Raw genomic sequence first — 10,837 nt, 5'->3', positions numbered from 1 at the left:
TGAGGTGTGACATGATGACAACACAATCCATATTGGCGCAGGGGCAACGGCGCCAGCCAGTACTCGGCGGTGAAATCTGGCTGGTGGGCGCGGGGCCGGGTGATGCGGAACTGCTGACGCTAAAAGCGCTGCGTGCCATTCAGCAGGCCGATGTGGTGGTCTACGATCGGCTGGTGGCGGCGGAGATTATGGATCTGGTGCCAGAGCAGGCGCTGTGTATCGATGTGGGAAAAACGCGTGGTTGTCATCGGTTATCACAGGAAAAAATCAATCAGCTATTGGTTGAACTGGCGCAGGCCGGACAGCGGGTGATTCGTCTCAAAGGTGGCGATCCTTTTATTTTTGGTCGCGGTGGTGAAGAGATGGACTATGCGCAGCAGGCGGGCATCGTCTGTCATATCGTACCCGGTATTACCGCAGCAACAGGCTGTGCGGCGGCGGTGGGATTACCGCTCACGCACCGTGCTTGTGCGCAGTCAGTGCGTTTCGTGACCGGACATTCGAGTGATGGTGAACCGCAGTTGGACTGGCCGACGCTAGCCGACAGCCAGCAAACGCTGGTGTTTTATATGGGGTTAAGCCACAGCAGTCGGCTGTGCCAGCGTTTGATCGAACACGGGCTGTCAGCACAGACGCCGGTAGCGATCATTGAGCGCGGCACCCAGCCCGATCAGCGGCTATTGACCGCGACGCTCGCGACCTTATCCGCTTTGCTGGCGCGCTATCAGCCGCAGTCGCCGAGCCTGCTGGTGGTGGGGGATGTCGTGCGCTTTTGCCGTCATCCGGCGTTGCAGGTCGACGCTGCCCCTGCACGGTTGACGATGGAAAAGCATGCAGCCGCCTAAGGGCAATGGCACGTTTTGCTGATGTAGCGCCTCATTTGGGACCAGGAAGCGTTCCATTTTTGAGGCGCTTTCTATGTCGTTTTCTGCCCGGGGCTTTATGGCTATGACGTGGTCAGACGTTGGAGCATGGTGAGTTGTTCGACCGCGCTGTGCATGGCATCCATGCCTTTAGCCGCGTCTTTTAAGCGTCCTAGATTGGTCGTAACACTACTGCGTTCTTTGCTGGTCTGCTCACCCATTTCGGCGATCTGGTCGGCGGCTGAAATACTCTGCACGGCCATCTGTTGCGTCGTCGTCATGGTTTCTGAGGCCACATTGCGGATCCTGGAAATGGTGGATACTGCATCGTTGATATTTTGCCGCGTAGCATCTGCCTGTTCTTTTGACGATCGTGCCAGTCGCCGCACTTCCTCTGCGACTACGGCGAATCCGCGCCCGGCGTCACCTGCGCGTGCCGCTTCTACTGCGGCATTGAGTGCCAACAGATTGGTTTGGTCGGCAATCGCACTAATCCCCACGGTAATCTGCGTGATCCCGTGCGAAATCTGCTCTAATTGGTTCAGTTCACGTTCGAGATTATCTTGTGCGGTGCGCGTCTGCGTCGCGGCGGCACTAATCGCACGAATGCTGGCTTCGGCGATATCCAATGTCTCGGTCTGGCGCTGTGTGGCGTGTTCCAGTTGCGGTAGCGCGGTAATCAAGGGGTTAATATCGTCTTGATAGTCAACGACCTGAGTAATCACACTGGATTGAATATGATTGATCGATTCCCAGCGGCGCAGAGAGCGCTGCGCGTAATGGCTGGCATAAGCCGCGTATTCGATGGGGAATCGGGTCATGGATTTAACATCATGATCGAAAAAGGCAAGGGCAGATAATGTCTGGTTAATCGGTACACCGAAGATTTCACCAAAGCAGGAGAAACCGGCTGCCGGTATGTCGCTGAAGAAATCGGCCTGCGCGAGTTTTGCCGTATTATTCATGCGCCGCAGCACACAGTCATTGAGCAATAAACCCATTGGCTTGCTTTTGCCGGATAAAAATTGTTGCCAGTCACGTCGTGTCGTTTCAATAAAATCGGTCGCTTGCAGCAAATAAAGCCGATCGCCAAACGCCAGATCGCAGAAAAAGGTCAGGCGGTCATGTTGGTAGGTCGCCACAGAGCGAATGAAATATTCGTCTTCCACTTTTACGCCGAAGGTTTTTTCTTTTAGCGCATGCTGAAGCTGCGATGGGGCGCAATCCAAGACTTCGGTTAATGCCTCTATGATCGGCTGTGGACGCCCATCCTGACCAAAGACGGACGTTACACTTCGTGTTAACGGATCTGCTTCGGCAATGAGCCAGCTTTGCGATGTCGGCTCAAAATTCTGGCTTTTGAATGGCGCGAAAGATATACCGTCGGCCATTTGACAAAATATGAGCACGGCTTTTCCCTGTAATACGCCGTTACGACAGCCGATATAGGTGGCGCTGAAATCCAAACTGCCGCCGGCAGAACCGCCAATTGCCATGCAAGGGAACCGATTACTCGCGTACCAAGCCTGCATTAGAAAACCCTCCGATGCTGACACGCCATCGCAATACACCATGGCAAAAGAACGGTCGGCGGAAAGCGGGAGTGTGACGTTAAGGTGATCGAGTTCTCGTCGGATGGCGTTAATACGCTGCGTTGCAGACGGAGCATCTTTGGTATGCAGATCGACAATATGCATTTCGTGGCGAGCTATCAACGTTTGTGGCAACCATAACCAACTGCCTTGAGTACCCGCGTTATCATCGTAGGTTGAAGCGCCCGCCTGCCCAAACAGCGTGCCGCTGGATGACAGGGTCAGAATTGTCACTGTGGATGAAGCGAGTTTTTGCCAGGCTTGGTTAACGGCGAAGAAGTCTGCTTCAGGCGGAATAAATACTATTAATATCCCTGCTTTATTTCTGATGCCCAGTTTGTTCAGTGAAGTTGAAGTCGGTGCTGTAGTGGAGTCAAATGTGCCGCTGATGGGAGCGTTTCTTCTGAAGATAGCCGCGCCAGTTCTAAGAGATGTCAATATACTCATCGTTCCCTCTCTATCCTTATTATGATGATGCTCAGCCAGTCTATGCTGCCAATATGAAAATTGTATGGGCGGCATGTCACGTTTATGCATGCCGCGGGGGAGAGGGTAATACGGTTAAGTTTGGAGCTACAGTGCTTCAGATGAGATTGAAGGAGAAATAGGTAGCATGCCTTAACGAGACGTTTTTATGCGAGCCGTCAATCCTTTCAGAAAGTAGCGGATCACCTGATCGCCACAGGCGCGGTAGTTCTTGTGGTCTGGCGCGCGCATCATCGCGGTCACTTCCGGCTGGGAAATGCGAAAGTTTTGTTCCAGCAGGATCGCCTGAATATCGTCTGTTTTGAGTGAAAAGGCGACACGCAATTTTTTCAGGATAATATTGTTGGTCATCTTGCGCTCAAATTGAGGCGCTGGCTGGTTTTCGTCTTTGCCGCGCTTTTGCTGAATCAGCCCATTCAGAAAATAGCTCATCACGATGTCCGGGCAAGGCTGATAACCTTCCTCTTCCTCTTTTTTGACGTAGCTCGCCAACTGCTGGGGAGGGACGGTCATCTCCACCAGCGCCAGGATTTTCAGCAGGTGGTCATTATTCAAATTCAGCATATAGCGCACACTGCGCAGGACATCGTTGTTCATCATTACGGAAAGGATCTCGCCATTCGTCTTAGTACAAAACGCACAGTATAAAGGGAACGGCGGAGAAATGCAGAAACGATCCTGTGGTAAATACAGATATTATAGTGTTCCAGATAGGATTGGGTGGAAAATAGTCATCAGGTACTGAGGGAATCGTGATGGCATGTCGTGGCTATGGTCTCAACGCGAAACATTTACTCTTCGGGTTGAGACAGAATGGCATCGAGCAGGCCGGGGAAACGCTGCTGCATTTCGTTACGGCGCAGTCGGTTGATGTGCGTGGTGCCGCTGCTGGTGGTGTGAAGCAAGCCTGAATCACGTAAAACGCGAAAATGGTGCGATACGCTGGATTTCGGGCGACCCCCGTCAAGCTCGCTGCATGTGGCTTCTCCTTTCGCGGCCAGATGGCGCACGATTTCCATGCGCACGGGATCGCTCAAGGCATACAGGACGCGCTCAAGGGTGAATTCATCGGGGACGGGGTGCTTAAAAGGTCTCATGGATGAATTATAGCGTCGGGGTTGTCTGAAATCTATTATTCGAATAATATCGAAATATCGAAGTAACCAAATAAGGTAGGAAATGATGTCTGCGCTGTTTCAACCCTTTAAACTGAAAGACATTACGTTACGTAACCGCATCGCTGTTCCTCCGATGTGTACCTATTCTGCGCATGATGGTTTGATCAACGAATGGCATCAGGCGCATTATGCCTCGCTGGCGCGGGGTGGTGCCGGACTGGTTATTGTGGAAGCGACCGCCGTCTCCCCCGAAGGCCGCATCACGCCGCATTGTGCCGGGATTTGGAACGATGAGCAGGCGCAGGCGTTTGCCAATGTTGCTAAATCCATTAAGGACGCAGGTTCCGTGCCGGGGATTCAGATCGCCCATGCCGGGCGCAAAGCCAGCGCAAATATTCCGTGGGAAGGCGATGATCATATTCCCGCTGGTGACGCACGCGGTTGGCAGACGATAGCTCCTTCTCCAAAGCCGTTTGGCGCGAATTTGCCTAAGCTGCCGCAGGAGATGACGCTGGAAGATATCACCCGCGTTCGTAATGATTTTGTTGCGGCGGCACGCCGTGCGCTGGAGGCCGGGTTTGAATGGCTGGAGTTGCATTTTGCTCACGGTTATCTGGCACAGAGCTTTTTCTCTGTTCACGCCAACCAACGTACCGATCAGTACGGCGGCAGTTTCGACAACCGTAGCCGTTTTTTGCTGGAAACGCTGGCCGCTGTTCGCGACGTGTGGCCGCAGCACCTGCCGCTGACCGCCCGTTTCGGCGTGATTGAGTTTGACGGACGTGATGAAGAAACCCTACAGGAATCTATTGAACTGACGCGCCGTTTCAAAGCCGCAGGGCTGGATATGCTCAGCGTCAGCATCGGTTTTTCTACGCCGGAGGCGCAAATTCCGTGGGCACCTGCCTTTATGGGACCGATTGCTGCACAGGTACGTGAGCAAGCTAACCTACCTGTCTCTTCCGCCTGGGGTTTTGGCACGCCGGAATTGGCCGAACAGGCCGTGGCATCGGGTCAGTTGGATCTGGTGATGGTTGGAAAAGCGCATTTAGCGAACCCGCATTGGAGCTATCAGGCCGCACGCGAACTGGGTATCGAGCGTGCCTCATGGACGCTGCCAGCGCCATACGCGCACTGGTTAGAACGCTATTAACAAAAGTTACCACTGACAGACGGCGGTTGCCGCCTGTCAGTGGTCTCACCGCGTATATCGGGCCTGTCCCCGTTAGCATTATTGATCGACGACGGAACCGTCAACGTGCAGCCGGGTTTTCAGGCCGCGACGCCGATAGGGGAAGCGGTGCTCCACATCGTCTGCCAGTTCAATCCCGATGCCGGGCTGCGTCGGTATCGCCATAAACCCATCCACACAGTTGAACGTGTTCTTTACCATATCTTTTTTCCGCACGCCGTTCTCGACGCCTGTTGCGCCAAATTTTTCCGACAGCGCAGGTTGGTCATCCCCCGGATACTCCAGCAGGGCAAAATTGGGGATGCTGACGGCGATCTGTAAGCAGGCAGCCGTTGACACCGGACTCAGCGGATTATGCGGCACCACCATCAAATCGTTGGCTTCCGCCAATGCTGCCACTTTTTTCGCACCGGTGATCCCGCCGCACATACAAACGTCAGGGCGCACATAGGCGACGGCATTGCGGCGAATCAGCATCGCGAACTCCTGAGGATTATTCAGGCGTTCACCTGTGGCGATAGGAATATTGATTTTGTCGGCGACTTCCGCCATAGAGTCGAAGTTGTCTGCGCCGATAGGGTCTTCTATAAAATAGGGGTAAAATGGCTCAATGCCGCGTGCAAATACCACGGCATCGGCGGGTTTCAGACGGCGATGGACTTCAATACACAGGTCAACATCGTTTCCGACCGCTTCCCGATAGAGACCGATGCGCTCAATGGCTTCACCGATCTCTTTGGCGTGGGTGGTGAAATAGGGCGTATCGCGCGATTCATCCAGAAACGGCGTGAGGTGACCAATTGCGGTAAAACCGTCGGCTTTGGCTTTTTTCAGATTAGCGATGGTTTCTTCGGTAGTCCGGCCCCCGGCGTGGGCATAAACGCGCGCCTTATCCCGGCAGCGGCCTCCCAGCAGGTTATAAACGGGCGTATCGTAATATTTTCCCGCGATGTCCCACAGGGCGATATCAATGGCGCTGATGGCACCCATGATAGCGGCACCACGAAAATGCCAGCAGCGGTACATATACTGCCAGTGGTGCTCAATACGCAGCGGATCTTGCCCGATCAGATAAGTGCGCAATGCCTCCACCGCGCCTTTGGACGCATCCAGAAAGCCCCAGGCGCCCGACTCGCCAATCCCCGTTAGCCCCTCATCGGTGATCACCTCAACAAACATGTAGCGATTCGCTAAGATGACGCGCACATCGGTAATTTTCATCAACACTTCCCTTAAGTTAGCTTGCTTAGCATTGAGTCTAATCACAGAGATGCGCGGGATGTCAACGATGACGTCAGGCAATCCGCTGCCTTGATCCAATTGAAGCATAGTGGATCAAGGCGTGGGCGATACGATCAGAGATGCCCTGACAGGCGCTGGTGGATTTTCGTGCTGTGATTATCCAGCCCGATGATAGAAACGTTCGCCGCGTAGCGATGATAACGGGTTTCGATAGCGTCGAGCGCTGCCACACTGGAGGCATCCCAGATTTGAGCGTGGGTCAGGTCGATGGTGACGTTCTGCGGATCCTGCGCATAGAGGAAGTGTTCAAAGAGATCGTTGCTGCTGCCGAAGAAGAGCGGCCCGCGTACCGTGTAGTACACCGACTGCCCGTCTTCGCTCACGCAACGCTCCGCATGAATGACGTGTGCCACACGGCGTGCAAACAGCAGGATGGCGAAAATCACGCCGCCTGCTACGCCGATAGCAAGGTTTCCTGTCGAGACGGTTGCGATTACCGTCACGATGACTACCAGCGTTTCTGATAGCGGCATGCGCTTCAGCGTGGCGGGGTGCAGGCTATGCCAGTTCATCGTTTTCAGCGCGACGATCATCATAATGCCCGCCAGCACCACCATCGGGATCTTCGCCATAATCTCGCTCAGGCCGGTGACCAGCAGCAACAGGACCAGTGCGGCGGCGAGGGTAGAGAGACGGGTGCGGGCTTTACCTAACTCTACGTTGACCACGGTTTGCCCGATCATCGCGCACCCGGCAATGCCGCCGTAGCATCCGGCGAAGAGATTGGAAATGCCCAGTCCCCAGCACTCGCGACGTTTGCTGGACGGGGTATCGGTGATGTCATCGACCAGTTTGGCGGTTAACAGCGACTCCATCAGCCCGACAAAGGCGATACTCAGCGCAGTCGGCCAAATAATACGCAGCGTGTCAAGATTGAACGGCACCAGCCACTGGGTGAATCCGGGCAATCCTGGCTGCATGGGACCAGCATCGCCAACGTTAGGCACGGTGATACCGGTAAAGATAGCAATCGAGGTCACTGCCACAATGGCAACCAGCGGCGCGGGAATACTTTTCACTACGTAAGGCAGCAGTAGGACAATCGCGAGGGTTAGCGCAAATAGCAGCCAGACGAGCGAGGATTGCCCGAAAACATGCGGCACCTGCGCAGCAAAAATCAGGATACCTAGCGCATTCACGAAACCGATCATCACCGAACGAGGAATATAGCGCATCATTCGCGCCAGTCCGGCGAGACCAAACAGAATCTGAATGATCCCTGCCATTATCACCGCAGGCAGAATGTAGGCTACCCCGTGCGCGTGTACCATCGGGCCGATCACCAGCGCTACGGCACCCGCCGCCGCGGTCACCATCGCCGGTCTACCGCCAAGAAAGGACATGCTGAAGCACAGGACAATAGAAGCAATCAGGCTGACTTTCGGGTCTACGCCCGCGATAATAGAAAACGAGATCACTTCCGGGATAAGCGCCAGTGCGGTGATAGTGCCCGCCAAAATTTCGCGTATTAGCAGTGAAGGAGAACGTAAGGCGGCAAGCGTTGACGGGGTTGCGTCGGGTGATGAGATCATATGTGCAGGCTCTGATTTTTCGTAATTATTGGTCAATAACAAACGGCGGGAGAGGATAAATTATCGGCAGTATAAAAGATACAGTCCTGTATCGGTTTGTCCGTCGGTGATATCGTCGGTTCACACATATGCCAGTTGAAGTATGACGGTTACGGTGCGATTCTGAGAATAAAACACGCCATTGCATTTTTTCTGCGAAGATTAGTCTCAATTATTCCGACGCATGCTGACAAATCCTGAGTGCTGAACTATTTTTATAAGTAATTATCACGTTACGGAGGTTGATATGGGGTTTTGGCGCATCGTACTGACTATTCTTCTACCACCGTTGGGCGTGTTATTGGGCAAAGGGATTGGTGGAGCGTTTATTCTGAATATTATTCTGACGCTATTAGGCTATTTTCCCGGTCTGGTGCATGCATTCTGGGTACAGACAAAAGACGATGGAATGTAATGGCGAAGAAAGCTGAATAATACGTAGGTAAGATCAGAAAAAATCATCTCCGACGGGATGAATTAGAGTATGAAAACCACTATCACGCTGATCACTGGTGGTTATCGTGGCATCGGATGAACAACCGAAATCTGTCTGGTAAATCAAAGCCATAAAATTTTTATTGGATATCATAAGCACGGAGATTGTGTGCACGTCTCGGTTCACCACATGAGTATGTAGATATTACTGCTGCAATACGCGTTGAATTTTTAACGGTACTTAAGCGATGGTAACCATTAAAGGTATGAGCAGAATATCGGCTAACTGGCCACTGGAGTTAACCCGCCCGGTGGAAAAATCTGCCCTATTCAGATACAAAAGCCGTCTGTAGATAACGGGGCAAGGTCATGTGGTTGGATAAAGCAGAAGATCCCTCGTGAGGATCTTCTTTGGGGGGAAGAAAAGGTTGTCATATCCCACGGCTGACGGCGTGATTCCAGGAACGGTTAGCGTGACAACGGCCTTGCCACCGCCGGCCCTGATAATCTCCTCGCGCCAATGCAATAGCCTTTTCTTGCGCCTCTTTAAGTAGCGGGCTTTTATCTCGCATACTGACGATGGCATTAATTCGATGGTTAAAAGATTCAATATGGTCAAGATAGATTTCCATCACTTCACGACAGGAGATTGCTTTATTCCTGATTAGGCGTGAAAGTTGATGGGCCTCCAGAAGAACAATTCTTTTTTTATCAGACATAGCCGGGCCTTCTATTTTTCTTCATTCAATACAATGCGGCCAATAACCTGGAATTTTTTATTATCAAAAAACTTGAACCAGGTTGCTATAGCCGCCCCAATGACAAAACTGGATAATACAATCCACGGTATAGCTTTATAGAACAGGGTATTTGCCGCTGAACCTGCGGCGAAATCCATATTAGCGAATAATAGATAGACGACATAGACCATGCCTATTCCACCGATTAACGGTGCCAGGAATGTTTTAAACCAGTGACTATTTTTACGATTTTCTGCATTTGCATGAAAATAGAAGATCACGGCAAAGGCGCACAATGCCTGAACGATCATAATCCCCATCGTGCCGAGTATCGCCAATAGTGTGTAAATATCCGCATACGGGTCTTTTCCGGCCAGAAGGAAAAGAATGATGATCGTGCATGCAATCACAGTCTGAACCGTTGAGGCTACGTGGGGAGAACCATGTTTGGGGTGGGTAAGACCCACGGTTTTACCCGATAATGGGAACAGATTTTCCCGGCCCAAAGCATAGATATAGCGTGCGGCACAGTTGTGGAATGCCATCCCGCAAGCGAACGAACCCGTGATCACCAGAATTTTGAATACCGCAACCGCCCATTCGCCAAGATACTGGCGTGCGGGTCCATAGAAAATTTCTGCGGCCTGATTGGGATCCTGCGCCAGTGCAATGGCCTTTTCAGGCCCGGTGCCGGCAATCGCCATCCAGGAGATGAACACATAGAAAACCCCGATGCCAATTACGCCCAATAATGTCGCCAGCGGAATAATTTTCTTGGGATTTCTAGACTCCTCACCATACATTGCCGAGGACTCAAACCCTACCCAAGACCAAAAGGCGAAGAACAGGCCAATACCCGCATTAGCCCCCGGTACACCCTGTGCCGGAGTGAAGGCATTTAACGGATTGATCGAGTCAGGGACAAAGCCCTGCGGCCCACCGCCATGCACCAGCACGGCACCGGCGACCACGGTAAGAATGACAATCTCCAACACCAGACAACAGCCCAGCACCTTCGACGTCAGCGAAATATCAAAATAGCTGAGCACGCCGTTGGCAATCAGCATGCCCAAAGCAAAGACAATCCAGTGAATATGCATACCGGAAAGTCCGTGGATTAAGTCTTCGCAGAAGAAGGCGAAAATCCCTACCAGCGCGGCCTCAAACACAATATAAGTCAGTGTGACCGCAACCCCAGCCGCCATACCGATAATTCGCCCCAGCCCATGCGAGATGAAGCCATAAAATGCGCCGGTGGCGGTAATGTATTTCGCCATCTGTGCATAACCGATAGCAAATAGCGCCAAAATGAGAGTCGCTACCAGGAAACCTGCCGGCGCATACTGTCCGTTACCGCTACCTACCGCGATGGGTACATTTCCCAGCATGGCGGTAATCGGGGCGGCGGTCGCGACGGTCATAAATAGCACGCCAGGTAATCCCACTGCATTTGGGCGCAGGCGCTGGACCGACGACGTGCCGGTTTCATCAGTGGCAGAGCAAATAACGATCTGATTAGTCATGTTAGTACCACTCCG

Annotated in this window: 10 protein-coding genes; 3 read left to right on the top strand and 7 right to left on the bottom strand. The window is 52.7% G+C overall.

Translation table 11 applies throughout. The annotated features are described in order from the left end of the window. Positions 1-11: 11 nt before the first annotated feature. Entirely contained in the window at positions 12-845 is an 834-nt protein-coding gene (gene cobA / locus OI69_RS09565; protein ID WP_039349314.1) for a uroporphyrinogen-III C-methyltransferase, read from the top strand. Between the two features lie 101 nt (positions 846-946). Here the strand turns inward: cobA and OI69_RS09560 are convergent, their stop codons facing one another. The 3 genes from OI69_RS09560 to OI69_RS09550 form a co-directional block, all read right to left on the bottom strand. Further along, complete coding sequence (locus OI69_RS09560) at positions 947-2,902, bottom strand: methyl-accepting chemotaxis protein (protein WP_072034282.1); 1,956 nt, start codon at positions 2,900-2,902, stop codon at positions 947-949. 171 nt (positions 2,903-3,073) lie between these two features. After that, positions 3,074-3,541, bottom strand: coding sequence for a YehS family protein (locus tag OI69_RS09555; protein WP_039349309.1), 468 nt, complete (start codon positions 3,539-3,541; stop codon positions 3,074-3,076). 191 nt (positions 3,542-3,732) lie between these two features. Further along, positions 3,733-4,038 (bottom strand): ArsR/SmtB family transcription factor, encoded by a 306-nt coding sequence (locus OI69_RS09550; RefSeq protein ID WP_039349306.1) that lies wholly within the window; start codon positions 4,036-4,038, stop codon positions 3,733-3,735. Between the two features lie 85 nt (positions 4,039-4,123). On the opposite strand from OI69_RS09550, the gene OI69_RS09545 reads away from it, so the two are divergent. Then, the gene (locus OI69_RS09545) at positions 4,124-5,212 is read left to right on the top strand and encodes an NADH:flavin oxidoreductase/NADH oxidase (protein WP_039349303.1); all 1,089 of its coding nucleotides are present in this window, start codon (positions 4,124-4,126) and stop codon (positions 5,210-5,212) included. A gap of 78 nt (positions 5,213-5,290) precedes the next feature. On the opposite strand, the gene dgoD is transcribed toward OI69_RS09545, so the two are convergent. Together dgoD and OI69_RS09535 are read right to left on the bottom strand one after the other, a co-directional pair. Beyond that, positions 5,291-6,472, bottom strand: coding sequence for a galactonate dehydratase (gene dgoD / locus OI69_RS09540; RefSeq protein ID WP_039349300.1), 1,182 nt, complete (start codon positions 6,470-6,472; stop codon positions 5,291-5,293). A gap of 134 nt (positions 6,473-6,606) precedes the next feature. Then, the gene (locus OI69_RS09535; RefSeq protein WP_039349297.1) at positions 6,607-8,085 is read right to left on the bottom strand and encodes a SulP family inorganic anion transporter; all 1,479 of its coding nucleotides are present in this window, start codon (positions 8,083-8,085) and stop codon (positions 6,607-6,609) included. Positions 8,086-8,371: 286 nt separating this feature from the next. Here OI69_RS09535 and OI69_RS19255 point away from each other — a divergent pair, with 286 nt between their 5' ends. Next, complete coding sequence (locus OI69_RS19255) at positions 8,372-8,539, top strand: YqaE/Pmp3 family membrane protein (protein ID WP_039349294.1); 168 nt, start codon at positions 8,372-8,374, stop codon at positions 8,537-8,539. Positions 8,540-8,990: 451 nt separating this feature from the next. Here OI69_RS19255 and OI69_RS09525 read toward each other — a convergent pair whose 3' ends face one another. Together OI69_RS09525 and OI69_RS09520 are read right to left on the bottom strand one after the other, a co-directional pair. Beyond that, on the bottom strand, positions 8,991-9,278 hold the full coding sequence (locus OI69_RS09525) for a hypothetical protein (RefSeq protein WP_154715537.1): 288 nt from the start codon (positions 9,276-9,278) through the stop codon (positions 8,991-8,993). Between the two features lie 11 nt (positions 9,279-9,289). After that, positions 9,290-10,822, bottom strand: coding sequence for an APC family permease (locus OI69_RS09520; protein WP_039349289.1), 1,533 nt, complete (start codon positions 10,820-10,822; stop codon positions 9,290-9,292). Positions 10,823-10,837: the final 15 nt, after the last annotated feature.

Origin of the sequence: Pectobacterium fontis (genome assembly GCF_000803215.1) — a bacterium.
Lineage (GTDB): Bacteria > Pseudomonadota > Gammaproteobacteria > Enterobacterales > Enterobacteriaceae > Pectobacterium > Pectobacterium fontis.
Note: the sequence above shows the minus strand (reverse complement) of the source record. Positions and strands in the feature narration are given on the sequence as shown.